Here is a 14,484-nt window from a genome sequence, read left to right on the forward strand (position 1 = left end):
CGCAGGAGATGGAGGAGCGCTACCGTGCCACCGCGCAGGTGTGGTCAGGGAGCCCGAATGCCACGCTGGTGGACTATGTCAGCGACCTTCCGGCAGGTACCGCACTCGATATCGGCTGTGGGGAAGGCGCTGATGCGCAGTGGCTACAGGATCGTGGCTGGCAGGTGCTCGGCATCGATTTTGCTCCTACTGCCGTAGCGCGGACTAGGGCACGTGGAGTTGCCGCCGAGGTTGCTACCTTTGATGAATTTAGCCACGATTCTTTTGACCTGGTTACCGTTCACTACGGCAGCGTCCGTGCCACCGCAGGGGAAGTGGCGCTGTTAGAAAGACTCGTCGCCCCGGGTGGAACCTTGCTCTATGTTCACCATGATATGGAGTCAGAAGAGATTGCCATGCCGGAATGGCTGGCGGATAATCTTACCGAATTGACGGTGCAGACCCTGCGGCGATCGTCGCGCCATGTTACTAGCGGTGCCGGATCCCACCACACAAGCGACGTGGTCCTCGTGGCGAAACGGCTCTAAGCCGCACCGTTTAAAGGCTGAGCGCGCGGAGGATTGTTTGGAGCTTGGCGGTTGTTTCTTCCAGCTCGGCTTGGGCATTGGAAGCACCGACCACGCCGCCGCCGGCCCACGCGCGGGCGGAGAGGCCATCGCCGGCAACTTCCGCGCAACGGATGGCTACCATGTATTCGCCATCGCCGGAGCTATCGCACCAGCCGACGGTGCCGGCATAGAAGCCGCGGTCGGTCTCAGCGGTCTCGATAAGCGCCTGCGCCGCTTCCGTCGGCGTGCCGCAGATTGCGGGGGTGGGGTGGACTACTTCTGCCAGTTCCAGGGCGGTGAGGTCTTTATCCCGCAACGTGCCGGTGACCGGCGTGCCCAAGTGCCACATCTCATTGGTGTGTATGAGCTGCGGGGTCTCGGGGATATCGAGGCTGCTGCACAGCGGTTCTAATACAGTGCGCAGGTGTTCTACTACAAAGGAATGCTCCAGCAAATCCTTGGCGGAGTGCAAGAGGTCTTGGCTGGCAATGTGGTCTGCCGCCTTATTGGCCCGGCGCGGGGTGGAGCCGGCGAGCGGGAATGCAGACACGGTCGAGCCTTGCCGTTTGATGAGCACCTCCGGAGAGGAACCGACCAGCATGGCCCCTGGGCGGCCTGCGGGCGAGAGATCCGCAATGAAGCCATCGCGGTTGACGGAGAGATCGATAAGGCGCGCGGCCACCAGCCTGGGATCGATGGGGGAGGCAAATTCGATATCGACCGCGCGGGCGAGAACCACCTTTTCTAGCTTCGAGGTTTCGATGGTGCCGATGGCCGCCTCCACGCGGCGCAGGTGTTCTTCGGGCTCAGGGTCAAAGCCCACGACGCGGGAATTGAGGGTTTGATTGCGGTAGAACGCATGTGGTTCTAGCGGGCCGTCTTCGCGGATGATCGATTCTGGAACAGTCAGGGCGGCGGGGGTATCGGAGTCAAAGGGGATGGCGCCAACGACCATCTCGGCCTCGCCTCGGTGCAAGGCGTCAACCGCGGTTTCGGCACTGGTAAAGGTTTTCCGCGCACCTTGGGTACGGACAGACCCCGTTGCCCGGGAGAGCAAGAAATCGGGGGCGGTGCTTGGTCTGTCTTCGTGCATGGGGATCTAGCTTAGTGCCTCGTTAAAAGTTGGTAGAAATTGCCCTCGCCAAGCGTGTGGGCACCCTGTGACACAACCGATGTAACTATTGTTACCAAAGTGGCTACTGTGACTAAAGTTTTTCTTCGATTTACCTATCTCTTGACCTCGCTCCTAGTGATAGGCGCCGCCATAAGTGTGCCGGCGACGGCGCAGGAACAAGAAGGCGCCGGATCGCCGGTACAACCGACGCACCCGGAACCTGTGCCAGAACAAGACCACCACTCCGGCGAGCCCGTGATTCCAAAACCAGATGGCTCGCATTTGCTCCCAGAAGGTGTCACTGAATCGACTCCCCGCAATCCTGAGGAGCATACGTCCGCTCCCGGTGAGTCACCACATCCGGGCAATTCGGAGCCGACTCCACCCATGCCTTCTGCTGATCCCGGCATTAATCCTGATCCGGCCATTGCACCGGGAACTATGGAGTCGCTTGAAATGGAACACGAGGGAAAACAGCGTCGCTACCTCGTGCGTATCCCGGATCACTACTCTCCCGAGAAGCCATCCCCGGTGCTTTTTGGATTTGGCGGTTGGGGAGATTCCCCGGAAAATTTCTCTAGTTACGCACGAATGGGAAATACGTCAGCCACCGATGAGGCCATCATCATTTACCCGGAGGGCTACGAACGCGCTTGGGAAGCAGCTCCATATGCCAAAACCCATGATGGCGAAGATATCCGCTTCATCAAGCACATCTTGGATGCGGTGGATGCGGACTATCATGTGGATCGCAATCGCGTCTACGCCACGGGAATGTCCAATGGAGGCGGTTTCACCTCCGTCTTGGGCTGTCACGCGCAAGATACGTTTGCTGCGGTTGCCATGGTCTCCGGAGCTTTTTATAACCCCGTTGAAACCAATTGCGGCGACGCGCCAATGCATACACTCATCATGCATGGCACCCACGATCAGATGATGACCTATGAAGGCGGCGACCGGCACGAAGCTGGCTATCTTCCCGTGCGCACAGTCTTGGGAGGCTATCTTAACCGCAATCGCTGCGAAATGACCTTCCAAACCCAGGCGGAGGTTGGAGGAGCCGAGCGCCTGAACTTCAACGGTTGCCACAAGGACGTGGAATTGATCAAGGTGCCTGCTGAACACACGTGGTTTTGGCAACCGGATACCCCGAATGTTGTGTGGGACTTCCTTTCCACCAAGACACGTGTGTAGCCCTAGGCAGTACTTTTAGAGCTTCTAGTCGACGCGCGGGATCTGCGTCGTGGCATCATCTGCTTGCGGCGGCCCAGGCTGTTCTGGCTGCTCAGACTGTTCTCCAGCTTGCTTCTTCTTGCGGAAGAATTGGACATAGACCAACAGGCCAATTCCTAGCACGAGGGCGAATGCGCCGAGCCCCGCCAAGATGCCCGCCCAAAAGCTGCTCTTGGTCAGTGAGGCGGTGTAGGCGGCACCGGCAAGCGCTTCATTGTTCTGGTTCTTGCCACCTGCAGACGCGTTGGGCGCAGGAGCTGAACTGTGCTTTCCAGACTTCGTTCCTTTTGATTTGCTGTCCTTAGACTTGTTGCTCTTGGATTGCGGGGAGGACTTGCCCGCGGATTTCTGGCCAGAACTTCCGCCGGACTTGGAGTGCGCAGCCTTAGAACCGGAGCGAGAGCCGCTGCTTGCCGATGATCCCTTCGATGAGCCCCCACCCGAATTGCGCGACGCAGCACCAGAGCCTGCCCCAGAACCGTGGGCTTGGTTAGTCTTGCTCTGGCCAGAACCGCGAGCAGAGCCCTTGGTGGAACCGGACTTCGACCCAGACTTGGAGCCTTGGTTGGATCCCTGCTTCGAACCAGAATTTTTCTCTGCGGCCTTCCCACCGGAGCCGCCGGATCCACCGGACTGGCCCTGCTTAGACGGCTTATCGCCGGATTTATCCTTGGAATCTTTCTCCTTCTTTTTATCGCCCTCGAGGAATTTTTGGCCTTCCTTCAAAGTATTTTCCAGCTCCTTATCCAGGCCCGCGATGGCTTTATCTACTCCCCTGATGTCCTTGGCCAGCTGTTTCGGGCGGGAGGTTCCATCGGAAGGGACGCTTCCCTCGGCATCATCGGACTCGTCGTAGTCCACACCACACAGCTCTGCTGGATCCGCGTCATCTCCCACGAGGAATCCGGCGTGCAGGTGGTGGCGGGAGCCATCGGGAAGCTCAAAGGTAAAGCTCACGGCGTAGGTGCCCGGCTTGGTAAAAGCGAAGGCAGGGTGGGAGTGGGACCTGCCCGGATAGTCCCAAGCGGTGCCGTCCTCGGTATCCATACGGACCTTGAGATCGCCGATGCCCTCGTTTTGGAAGGCCACGATGCGCCCATCCTCTGGGCCAGACGCGATGGCCATGCTCAAGGTCGCGGTCTGCTTCGAGCCGAGGTATTCCTCCGAGAGTTCCTGGGTATTAAAGCCCAGCCACGGAACATCCTCAATCTGGGTTTGCGGGAGCACCCATCCCTCGTCAGGCAGGGAAGGGATGTTGAGATCAGAAATACGCTGCTTGTTCTTCTCCGCTACCTCTACCGCGAATTCTTCGGACTGGTATTCCTTTTCTTTTTGGTCGTCTTTGACCACAAAGCTGATATCCCCGCCTTCATCCTTGAGCGCCATGTCTTGGTGGCCTTCGGTGATGCGGATAAAGTCCTCTGCGCTGCAGGTCTCTGCGGCATGCGCGGTGGCCATAACGGAAGAGGGTAGACCCACACCGGTGAGGGTTCCCACGCTGAGGAATCCGGCGGTGCCTAGGGCAAGAGCGGTACGGCACAAGGGTTTCATGATTCGATGGTTTCCTTTCGTGGGGTGTTCTCGGAGGCGTTAGCTGGCACGCGAGGAGAAGAGTGGCCCGGTTTGCGGCGAGAGCGCAGGAAGGGATGCAGGGCCCAGACAATGAGGAAGAGGACCGTGAGCGTGAGCACGATGGTTGCGCCCGCGGGAAGATCGATGGCCCACGCCAAATAGATGCCAAAGAAGCTGCACACTGCGCCGATGATGGCGGAGAGGAACATCATCGTGGTCAGGTTGGCCGTGAGCAGGCGCGCCGTGGCGGCCGGGGTAATCAGCAGGGCGAGGACCAAGATATTGCCGATGGTGCTCACGGAAATGACCACCGCGGCGGTCACGCACAGGTAGAGGATGATATCCAGGGCGAAGACCGGCAGGCCCATGGCGCGGGCGGTCTCCCGGTCCAAGCAGGTGGCGTTCAGCTGCGGACCAAAGGCCACGACCACGGCCAGAACCACTAGGCAGACACTCGCCGCGACGGTGATATCTGAACGCGAAACGCCGGTGAGCGATCCGAAGAGGAAGCTGGTCAGCGATGCGCTATAGCCATCCGTGCGCGAAATAATCACCATGCCAAAAGCAAAGGCGGCGGCAAAAAATATGCCGATGATGGAATCCGCGCGCACGTGGTTGCGTTGCGAAAACGCAGCGATGAGCACCGCGACGACCGCGCCGGCAACCGCCCCGCCCAGCAACACCGAAGTCTGCAGCGCAAAGGCGATGGCCAGGCCAGGGAACACGGCGTGCGAGACGGCATCGCCAATAAAGGCCATGCCACGCAGCACCACATAACAGCCGATGACCCCGCACACGATGGCGGCGATGAGCGAAATTCCCACCGCCCGGGCGAGGAAATCGAGGTGGGGATTGGTCAAATCCCGCAAGAAATCGATAAATGAGATATCAATCATGCAGCTACTCCAATCGCAGCGAGCAACGGGGAAGAGGCACTGACGCCAAACGCGCGGGTCCACGGATCCTTCTCGGCCAAAAGCTCATCGGCGGGACCATCTGCAATAACCGTCCGATTAAAAAGCACCAGGCGCTTGCACGTGTGCGCCGCCTCCGACAGGTTATGGGTAGACATCACGATGGATTTTCCTTGCGCCGCAAGCTCGGCGAAAAGCTCTAATAAGGCCTCGGTATTTGGGGCATCGAGCCCGGTAAAAGGTTCATCGAGTAGTAAGACCTCCGGCTGAATGGCTAGGGCGCGCGCGATCAATACGCGCTGGCGCTGGCCACCGGAAAGCTCCTCTATGGGCCGGGAGGCAAATTCCTCCATATGTACCAAGCGCAGCGCCTCCGCGGCGGCTGCGTGATCCTTTTTCCCAGGGCGCTTAAACCACCCGATGAGCCCGGTACGCCCGCTGAGCACGGTGCGGTACACGTTGATGGGAAAACCCCATTCCACCTCGTGGCGCTGGGGAACATAGCCCACAGAGCCGGTGACGGAGCATGTGCCAGAGGAGGGGATAAGGCCCAAAATAGAGCGCATCAGCGTGGTCTTACCCGCACCGTTGGGGCCTAGAAGCCCAATGAATTCACCGGTACCTACCTCGAGGTTGGCGCCCTCAATCACGGTGCGGCCAGATAGGGCTACCTGCAATCCGCGCACCTGAATGCACGGCTTAGGCATGGCCATCGCCCCGCTTGCGGGACTTGACGAGCACGGCAACACCAGCGACCAGCACGATGATTCCGCCGCCGGCCAAAACATAAACCCAGACCGGCAGGGAAGAATCCTCGGTCGTGGCATCTGCTGGGTTCCACTCCGCATCCTGGGCGGCCTGGGTATCTGCATCGTCGCCCACAGCGAAGGTCAGCACGCCGTCGGTACTAAACTCCTCGCCGTTTGTGGTTTCACCCTTAATCCGGATGCCCACCTGGTGGGTGCCCGGCTCAGTAAAAGTCCAGTTGGCGTGGGTGTGCGTATTGAGATCTACCCAGAACTCAGACTCGCTTTTTTCTGCCGTAGACCACAGCAGCTGGGGTGCCTCAAAGCCGCCGTTTTGCAAAAAGAGGGAAAAATCCCCAGGGCCGGAGTGGCCGAGGAATTCCATGGTGACGCCGCGATCGGCGTTATCGACAAGCGAAGGCGCCTGGGTATTCCACCCCAGCCACGGAACGCCGACCTGCTCAGTCTGCGGGACAACCCAGACATCCTCGCCGGATTGTGCGCCGACGAAGCTGAAGTCCTCGGTATCCGGCAGCGTTTGCTGGGCCGCATCGCCTACCGAAAATACCAGGTCATCGAGGTGGCGCCACACCGGGGATTCGCCCGCATCATCGCGGGCCAATAGCTCGGCATCAGACCCGTTGAGCAGCGTGCCGATATCAACGTGGCCCGCATCGATGACCTTTTCTTCGCCCTCTGGCGCAACGGTCTCATCCGCGCCGACCACCTGCGCGAGGTCGCCGGCCCAGGCAGGCGTTGCGGATACGGCGAGGCCCGCAGTGACGATGCAGGCCGCCGTGCGAGTGGCCGCGCGGGCAACGGTACGAGAGGCAAGGTTAAGCATGGTTATCTCCATTCGAAGGATGTAGGCAACGCTGCAGCGAGTCAGCATTGAATTTCATGAGATCGATATAAGTAGGCACGGCATCATCAAGCGTGTCGCCGTAAATGGGGCACAGCTCCACGTTTTGCTGCGCGGCGGCCTCCTTCAGCGTGCTGGCACTAGCCTGTTCCACCGGCTCCACAAAGACCGCGGGAAGGTGCAGGTTCTCCAGCGTCCGGCGCAGGGCAATGACCTCCCGTGGCGAAGGCTCAATGGCGGGATTGGGCGTCACGAACCCAGCCACCGACAGGCCATAGCCTTGCTCTAAGTAGGCATAGCCGTGGTGGGTGGTGACCAAGTGCCGGTTGCTCTGCGGGATGGAAGAGATCGCGCGGTCCACATACCCGTCAAGCTCGCGCAGTTCTGCGATATAGGACTCGGCACGGGCGCGGTAATCGGCGCCGTGCGACGGATCCGCATTCGCCATTTCTTCAGCGATGACATCGACATAGGCAATGGCATTGTCCACGTTGTGCCATAGGTGCGGGTCCACTTCGCCGTGGATGTGTTTACCTAAGACCGCTTGGGGGAGCAGGTAGGTATCCGCACCGGGGGTTCCCAAGAAGCGGTAGGCGGGATCCGGCGGAATGGGCTGCAATACCGAGGAGGGGACCGCCACCGCGGTATCAGCGGGATCAAAATGCTGGTCTTGATCGCGCAGATCAATAGATCCCTTAGCCACATCAGCGGCAATATCCACGTGGCCGGAATCAATGACATCCACATCTTCCGGCGGGTTCACGCCTACCGCGACGGTTAGATGCTCTACCTCAGTGCCATCTGCCTGAAAGCCCAGCTTATAGATGCCCGGCTCCGAAAAACCCCACGAGACGTGCGTGTGCGCGTTGGCCGGGAGGGTGACCGCATCTTCGCCTGAGTCGATGCCATCGGCGCTATTAAACAGCACTTCCGGCGTGCCGAAGGTGGAGACCACGTAGGCTGCGACATCGCCTGGCCCCTCGGCAGAGACCATGCGGAAATCCACGCCGGAGTTGCGCTGCTCGGCACCGCTAATGCGCAGGCCCAACCAGATGGCATCCAGGGAGACATCTTCTACCAGCGGCACGAGGGTAGCGCCGCGGGTGGAGGCGGAGTCAGCGACCTCTACCACGGGCGCATCCGTGGACTCGTGCAAGGTATCTATCAGGGACTGCGGTTCCAAGAGGTATCCATTGCTCAAGGCAAGATCCGCATTGGCCACGTTGCGCACCGTGCGCAGCGTCGGCTCAAAGGTGTGCGGGTCCTTTCCGCTTGGGATAAGGCCGGTGACCGAGGCATCCTCGCCTGCGACGTGGCGGGCCATATCCGCCAGAATCGGCGTCGTCGCAACCACGCTGAAGCGATCAGAGGTATCCACCGCTGCCGAGGTCGTGCAGCCTGCCGCGAGGAGGGAGACGCTACAGAGCGCCCCTACGGCCTGCAGCCCGCGCGGTACGAAACGGTAGTGGGGCACTGGCATTAATTCTTTGCCCTCGCGACAGCGAGTCGTGCAATACCCAGGCCAAGGAACAGCATGCCCAGGCCGAGCACACCGATTCCGAGAGGCATGGTGGGGGTCCCAGTATTGGCAAGAGCCGCGTTGCTGCCCTTACCGGACGTATTCGCACCGGAACCGCCAGCGCCATCCTGGCCAGCACCGGAACCATTAGAGCCCGCGCCGGCTGCGGCGCCAACACCACAGTCGCCGCCATCCGGGTTCACTTCCGCGCCCAGGTCGAAGTGGCCATTATCGAAGGAGCCATCTGGCCTGCCACCGCCGACGACAAAGTGCAGCGTTGCTTGGCCTGCTACTTGCTTGCCGGCAGAGGTCTGGGCCACCTGGCGGATCGTCACGTCATAGGTGCCCTGCTTTTCGAAGACCCAGTTAGGGTGCACGTGGGTATTGGGGGCGATATTGTAGCTGCCTTCCACAGCGCCGTTCGCGCCGCGGAACCATTCATCGCCGACGATTTTGCCCAGGCCACCCTGGCTGTAGACCATCATGGCACCAGGGCCCTTCATATCGACGAGCTCCCAAGTAACATCACCTGGAATGTGTTCGCGCATGGAGGGGCTCTGGGTATTCGCACCGAGCCACGGCACGCCATCGACCTGCGTAGAACCAATCATCCAGGCTTGGCCGGCCGAAACAGGTCCAACATCTTCTGGCAGCTCGACGCTGGAATTATCGGAGAGGTAAAAAGTTGCGCCATCGGCATCGCGCCACTGCGGCGGCGAGACCGTATCGTCTTTAATCTGCGGGATAATACCCGGACGGCACTCTGGATCCGTGGACTGTCCGCCGCTTGCAGCGTTGCCGCCTTGGCCACCCTCGGAATTGCTGTGTCCAGCGTCATTGCCGGAGTTATCTGCCTCGCCAGAACCGCCCGCAGAACGGTGACCGGAGACTGTCTCTCCGCCTTCGCCTACCTGCCAGGTATAGGTCACTGCGTTACTGGTTTGGCCATTAGAGGAGGCCTGAACAGTCATCTCATAGGTACCTGCCTCACTAAAGGCCCAGTTGACGTGCCGGTGTGCAGGACTCGGCTGGTTAATAACCTCGCCGCTGGTCAGCTCCATCGAACCGGAATTGGTCACGGCACCGACGTTGCCGAACCCAGAGGTTTCAAAAACATAGACTGAGCCCGGCCCAGAGATATTGGTGAATTCGAAGTCAACGCTGGTGAATCCGCCATCGCGTGCCGGCTGAGTATCCCAGCCCGGCCAGATGATATTTGGGTCTTGGGTTTGGGGCAGGAAGTAGGTCGATTCTCCAATCTCGGGAACGGCCTCGGTGGCATCGGACCATGCCGATTCCACGACCTGGAGCAGCACGTCATCGCCAGGGCGCTGGACGTGCGAGCCGGTGACATCTTCCTGCATGGATAGGTGTAGCTGGCCATCAGGTGCCGTGACGTAGAACGCGTCGATATGTCCGGAATCAAAGACCTCATCGAAGGCCAAGGCCGGTGTGACCGGAACGAAAAACGCGATGAGGGCGGTAATTACCGCCGCGATGATGCGGCTGCCAGGCCGGTGAGCTCTGGTGCGTGAAATGGTGTTGGTATCCATGGTTGTTATTCCTTTAGAGCGTTTGGGCTGGGGTTCCCATTAGCTGTGGATTAGTAGTTAGATGCGCCAGCCAAAGCGCTCACGAATGAGATCTTGGTTGTCGCGGAAGAAGTTGTAGAAGGCCTTGAAGGTGATGCCAAGAACCGCAGGCAAGACCAGAGCCCAAGGATTAAACGATGGCCCCGCAGGAGTAGACGGCTTAGATGGCTCGGACGGCTTCGAAGGCTTAGACGGTTTCGAGGGCTTAGATGGCTTTGCCGAGTCCGAAGGCTTTTCGGACGGCGTCTCGGAAGGCTTTTCCGATGGGGCATCGGATGGCGCAGCCGTAGAACAGGACTTCACCGCCTCATCACCAATGGCAAAGGTCAACGTCTGTGGTTTGGATGCAAGTTCTTTACCATCGGTGGTAGTCGCCGTATAGGTTGCCTCAAACGTGTAGATGCCCGGCTTGGTAAAAGCCCAATGGGTATGCTTGTGCGATGCGAAAGTGGTCTCGATCGTGTGATCGTTTTCGGCGGAATTGGCAAGGACGTCATAGCCGACACCCCTGGCCTTATCGATGTATGCGCCCCACTCAGCGCCCTCTGGCGTGTGCGTGGACTTGAGGTTCAAATTGACCGTGCCATCTTTCATCTTGGAATAATCCAATTTTTCGGTGTTATACCCCGGCCAGATGATGGCTTGGTTCTGCGTCTGCGGCAGGTGGTAGAAGCGGTCTCCGATATTGCCAAGGAAATCGAACTCCTTATCACCCAGCTGTCGGGAGCGGGGAGTAAGCGCGTTTTTGTGCACGCCGAGCACCACGTCATCCAGCGAGCGGTCTACCGACTCCTTATCTACTTGGCCTGTGTCATCGCGTAGGACAGTGCGGAAACCGTCGTCAGTAGGCAGCGCCTTGATATCGACGTGCCCGCGGTCAAGTACCTGCTTTTCGCTGCAGCGTTGAGCCTCCTCGTCCTGTGGCGGTTGAGATGGTGCCGGCGTATCGCCGGGCGCAAGTGAATCGCCAGCCCCAGGCTTTTCGCCTGGAGTAGCGGCGTTCCCGTCCGCGCTGGTAGAAAGCTCGCCTTCTGCTTCGTAGTTTTCACCGAATTCGAAGGGCTCGGCTAGCACCGTGCTACCGTGGCCGGCCTTGACCGTGGAGTGCGGGAAGACGTTTACTTTGGCAATCTTGTTCTCAAAGTACTCGCCATTGGTAAAAGTAGCCTCTCCGTGCCCGTTGGTAATTGGGGCTTCCACTGGCGCCGTGGGTTCCGCGTCGTTCTTGTCGTCATAGAGACCACCGGTCATCACGCCGCTGAAGTTATTATCATCCATGTCGATGATGATTTTGGTCCCGCCTTTACCGTGCTGGCGCATCCGCACCGTGTAGCCGGTTTCTTGCAGCGTTACCTCTTCGGTGGGGGCCAGTTCACGCGGATTGGAGCTTTCTTCCCATGCCTCCGCTTCAGCGGAAGAATCGGTGTGGGCGGGAGAGCCTGGGGTAAACTCCACCTGCTCCGAAATCCAGCGCGGCGCATCGCCTTCTGGAGTAAAGACGGCCTGGATATTAGACGATGTTGGGCCCATGTACTCATCCCACTCGGCGTGGCCGTCGGCGACGGGCAGATCGGTGAGGAAGTAGCCATCGATAAGCAGCGTAAGCGTACCGGATGCCTTATTTTCCGCATCGAAGGAAATGGTGGTGAGCTTATCGTCACCGTCCTTTTCCGGATTCTGTTTTTTGTCCATGCTCAGGCTGTATCCAGCAGCGGTGGCATCGCCCGAGGAGGCGCTATCGAAGCGCTCCTTGAGACTGGGGGTCTTTTCATCCTTTGGCTTTTGCCCGCCCACTTGATAGCTGGTGGTCTGCGGCTTACTGGCCACGAGCTGCCCATCCGCCGTGCGCGCGGTGGTGCGATAGGTCAAGCGATAACGGCCGGGCTTGGTAAAGAGAGTGGCGTTATGAGTGTGGGTACCGGCATTGAGGTATGTGGAGTGCGGTGAGTCTTGGAAGGAGCCCAACATGCGATGGAGCTCGGCGCCGTCTTCATCGTCCTTGTTGGTAAAAAGCTCCACGTCGCCCGGGCCATCCACGCTTAAAAGGTCGAGGAAGGCGATGTTATCGCGGAAATCTTTCACGGGAAGCCCAGTGTCTGCGCCGAAACCGATCCAGATGGGTTCTTGGTTGGCGGAGGCCTGGTAGGGAGCCGTGTAGTAGGTGGTGCCTGGGTCACCGATGTAGTCCTGCGTGCCGTTTTCAGGCAGGGAATACATAAAGTTCTGGTGGCGCTTACCGTCCTCGTCTTCGCGGGTATAGCCTTTGCCTATCCAAGCAACGGTGTCATCGATAAGCGGAGTTTGGCCGGAAAATTCGGATTTCAGCAGGAAGTTGTCTTCTTCCCAAAAGCTCTTGGGGGAGTCGACGTGGGTTTGGGTTGCGATGTGTTTGCCATCGTCTGGGCCGGCGTAGGCGGTAGCCGGGGTGATCAGCGCGATCGTGCTGAGCGTGGCTATGAAGCGGATACGAGGAGATGCCACCAGCGCGTTACCTTTCTGCAGTTGTCAGTAGTTCACCTCGAAACTATAGAAAATGATTCCCAATACTGGATAATCTGTTGATTTTCATTCCCGTTTACCTGTGGGTTCATAATGAAACTCGTTATCATCTACCCCTTTTTGTGTGTAAGAAAGTAAATGAAGACGCACTTTTGGGTAGTAGAGTGAGGCGCTGGTTTGGGCTGGTGCGGACTGTGTCCCGCGGCTCCACTACGATGGTGGCCATGACTGAAGTTCGCGTTAGATTTTGCCCTTCTCCCACTGGTACCCCGCACGTCGGCATGGTGCGCACCGCCCTATTTAACTGGGCCTACGCCCGCCACACCGGCGGAAAGTTGATTTTCCGAATCGAAGATACTGATGCTGCCCGCGACTCGGAAGAGTCCTACCAGGCCATCATTGATTCCTTGACCTGGCTCGGATTGGGCTGGGATGAGGGCGTCAATGTGGGCGGCCCGCATGAACCGTACCGGCAGTCCCAGCGCATGGACATTTATAAAGACGTGCTCAATAAGCTTATCGATGCCGGGCACGTCTACCCCGCCTACTCCACCGCGGAGGAAGTAGAAGAGCGGCACAAGGCAGCCGGGCGCGATCCTAAATTGGGCTATGACAACTACGACCGTGACCTGACGCAGGAACAGATCGAGGCCTTTGAGGCTGAAGGCCGCAAGCCTGTCTGGCGCCTGCGCATGCCGGACAAGGATTGGGCCTGGACCGACCTCGTGCGCGGCGAGATGTCCTTCAAGTCTGAAACTCAGCCTGATTACGTGGTGGCGCGCTCCAACGGAGCTCCGCTCTACACCCTGGTAAACCCGGTAGATGACGCGCTGATGCGCATTACCCACGTACTGCGCGGCGAGGATCTTCTCTCATCCACCCCGCGCCAGCTGGCCATGTATGACGTGCTGAAGGAAATCGGCATCGCGGAATTTACTCCGGAGTTTGGTCACCTTCCCTTCGTGATGGGCGAGGGGAAGAAGAAGTTGTCCAAGCGCGACCCGCAGTCCAACCTCTTCAATCACCGCGATAACGGCATCATCCCCGAGGGCATGCTCAACTACCTGTCGCTGTTGGGTTGGTCCCTGTCCGCGGATCAGGACATCTTCAGCATGGATGAGCTGATTGAAAACTTCGATGTAAACGACGTTTTGGGTAACCCGGCCCGCTTTGACCAGAAGAAGCTCGAGGCCATCAACGCCGACCACATTCGACTTCTCGATCCTGAGGAATTTGCCTTCCGCCTGCGCAATTACCTGACGGAGTACACCGACTTCCCGGCCGATTATGATGGCGAGAAATTCGCCTTCGCTGCGGACCTGGTGCAAACGCGCATTAAGACGCTTGCCGATGCCTATGGGCTACTCAGTTTCCTTATCACGCCCGATGCAGAGCTCACCTTGGACGAAAAGGCGGCCAAGAAGAACCTGAAGGAAGATGCCGTCCAACCCCTCGAGGTGGGCATTGACACCCTTGAAGCGGTAGAGCAGTGGAAGACCGATGCTATTGAAGCCGCGCTATCCAAGGCGCTCATTGAGGACCTAGAGCTAAAGCCGCGCAAGGCCTACGGTGCGCTGCGCGTAGCCATTTCTGGTGCCCAGGTTTCGCCACCGCTGTTTGAGTCCATGGAGCTTTTGGGCAAAGAGTCCACCTTGGCGCGCCTGCGTGCTGCCCGCGAGGTAACTCCGTACGTTCCTGCGGCTGAGTAAGGCTGGCACCACCAGAAGCATGGTGGGCGCAGCCCGCTAAAGCGGCGGATGAACATCGAACTACACAGATGTCATCTGCCGCTTTAGTTTAGCTCAAGAAAAACGCTTAAAAATGCCGGTTGCGCTGGCGATTTGGCGCATTGGATAACGATCATTATAGTTATAACACGTTGCAG

At 59.0% G+C, this 14,484-nt stretch carries 11 protein-coding genes; 3 read left to right on the forward strand and 8 right to left on the reverse strand.

The window, feature by feature from the left end:
* The first annotated feature begins 8 nt into the window (after positions 1-8).
* On the forward strand, positions 9-527 hold the full coding sequence (locus QP908_RS02305; protein ID WP_255716810.1) for a class I SAM-dependent methyltransferase: 519 nt from the start codon (positions 9-11) through the stop codon (positions 525-527).
* Positions 528-537: 10 nt separating this feature from the next.
* On the opposite strand, the gene QP908_RS02310 is transcribed toward QP908_RS02305, so the two are convergent.
* Entirely contained in the window at positions 538-1,641 is a 1,104-nt protein-coding gene (locus tag QP908_RS02310; protein ID WP_239267674.1) for an isochorismate synthase, read from the reverse strand.
* A 108-nt stretch (positions 1,642-1,749) separates the two neighbouring features.
* On the opposite strand from QP908_RS02310, the gene QP908_RS02315 reads away from it, so the two are divergent.
* On the forward strand, positions 1,750-2,856 hold the full coding sequence (locus tag QP908_RS02315) for a CE1 family esterase (protein WP_239267672.1): 1,107 nt from the start codon (positions 1,750-1,752) through the stop codon (positions 2,854-2,856).
* A 24-nt stretch (positions 2,857-2,880) separates the two neighbouring features.
* Here QP908_RS02315 and QP908_RS02320 read toward each other — a convergent pair whose 3' ends face one another.
* The 7 genes from QP908_RS02320 to QP908_RS02350 are packed head-to-tail and all read right to left on the reverse strand — an operon-like array spanning position 2,881 to position 12,581.
* Entirely contained in the window at positions 2,881-4,446 is a 1,566-nt protein-coding gene (locus tag QP908_RS02320) for a choice-of-anchor M domain-containing protein (RefSeq protein ID WP_239267670.1), read from the reverse strand.
* Complete coding sequence (locus tag QP908_RS02325) at positions 4,443-5,363, reverse strand: anchored repeat-type ABC transporter permease subunit (RefSeq protein WP_284771551.1); 921 nt, start codon at positions 5,361-5,363, stop codon at positions 4,443-4,445. Before QP908_RS02325 ends, QP908_RS02320 begins: the two co-directional genes overlap by 4 nt.
* Complete coding sequence (locus QP908_RS02330; RefSeq protein WP_284771552.1) at positions 5,360-6,094, reverse strand: anchored repeat-type ABC transporter ATP-binding subunit; 735 nt, start codon at positions 6,092-6,094, stop codon at positions 5,360-5,362. The genes QP908_RS02325 and QP908_RS02330 overlap by 4 nt, the downstream gene beginning before the upstream one ends.
* Entirely contained in the window at positions 6,081-6,971 is an 891-nt protein-coding gene (locus QP908_RS02335; RefSeq protein WP_284771553.1) for a choice-of-anchor M domain-containing protein, read from the reverse strand. The genes QP908_RS02330 and QP908_RS02335 overlap by 14 nt, the downstream gene beginning before the upstream one ends.
* A complete protein-coding gene (locus QP908_RS02340; protein ID WP_239267662.1) occupies positions 6,964-8,469 on the reverse strand; it encodes an anchored repeat ABC transporter, substrate-binding protein in 1,506 nt (501 codons plus the stop codon). Before QP908_RS02340 ends, QP908_RS02335 begins: the two co-directional genes overlap by 8 nt.
* Complete coding sequence (locus QP908_RS02345) at positions 8,469-10,061, reverse strand: choice-of-anchor M domain-containing protein (protein ID WP_239267660.1); 1,593 nt, start codon at positions 10,059-10,061, stop codon at positions 8,469-8,471. Before QP908_RS02345 ends, QP908_RS02340 begins: the two co-directional genes overlap by 1 nt.
* Before the next feature lie 57 nt (positions 10,062-10,118).
* Positions 10,119-12,581, reverse strand: a complete 2,463-nt coding sequence (locus QP908_RS02350; RefSeq protein WP_284771554.1) for a choice-of-anchor M domain-containing protein — start codon at positions 12,579-12,581, stop codon at positions 10,119-10,121.
* A 233-nt stretch (positions 12,582-12,814) separates the two neighbouring features.
* On the opposite strand from QP908_RS02350, the gene gltX reads away from it, so the two are divergent.
* A complete protein-coding gene (gltX, locus tag QP908_RS02355) occupies positions 12,815-14,308 on the forward strand; it encodes a glutamate--tRNA ligase (RefSeq protein ID WP_284771582.1) in 1,494 nt (497 codons plus the stop codon).
* Positions 14,309-14,484 lie beyond the last annotated feature (176 nt).

Source organism: Corynebacterium sp. MSK204, from assembly GCF_030229885.1.
Classification (GTDB): Bacteria; Actinomycetota; Actinomycetes; order Mycobacteriales; family Mycobacteriaceae; genus Corynebacterium.

Coding starts and splice junctions, on each gene's coding strand:
- QP908_RS02325 (WP_284771551.1), bottom strand. CDS start 5,363: ATGATTGATATCTCATTTATCGATTTCTTGCGGGATTTGACCAATCCC.
- QP908_RS02330 (WP_284771552.1), bottom strand. CDS start 6,094: ATGGCCATGCCTAAGCCGTGCATTCAGGTGCGCGGATTGCAGGTAGCC.
- QP908_RS02320 (WP_239267670.1), bottom strand. CDS start 4,446: ATGAAACCCTTGTGCCGTACCGCTCTTGCCCTAGGCACCGCCGGATTC.
- QP908_RS02340 (WP_239267662.1), bottom strand. CDS start 8,469: ATGCCAGTGCCCCACTACCGTTTCGTACCGCGCGGGCTGCAGGCCGTA.
- QP908_RS02305 (WP_255716810.1), top strand. CDS start 9: ATGGAGGAGCGCTACCGTGCCACCGCGCAGGTGTGGTCAGGGAGCCCG.
- QP908_RS02345 (WP_239267660.1), bottom strand. CDS start 10,061: ATGGATACCAACACCATTTCACGCACCAGAGCTCACCGGCCTGGCAGC.
- QP908_RS02310 (WP_239267674.1), bottom strand. CDS start 1,641: ATGCACGAAGACAGACCAAGCACCGCCCCCGATTTCTTGCTCTCCCGG.
- QP908_RS02335 (WP_284771553.1), bottom strand. CDS start 6,971: ATGCTTAACCTTGCCTCTCGTACCGTTGCCCGCGCGGCCACTCGCACG.
- gltX (WP_284771582.1), top strand. CDS start 12,815: ATGGTGGCCATGACTGAAGTTCGCGTTAGATTTTGCCCTTCTCCCACT.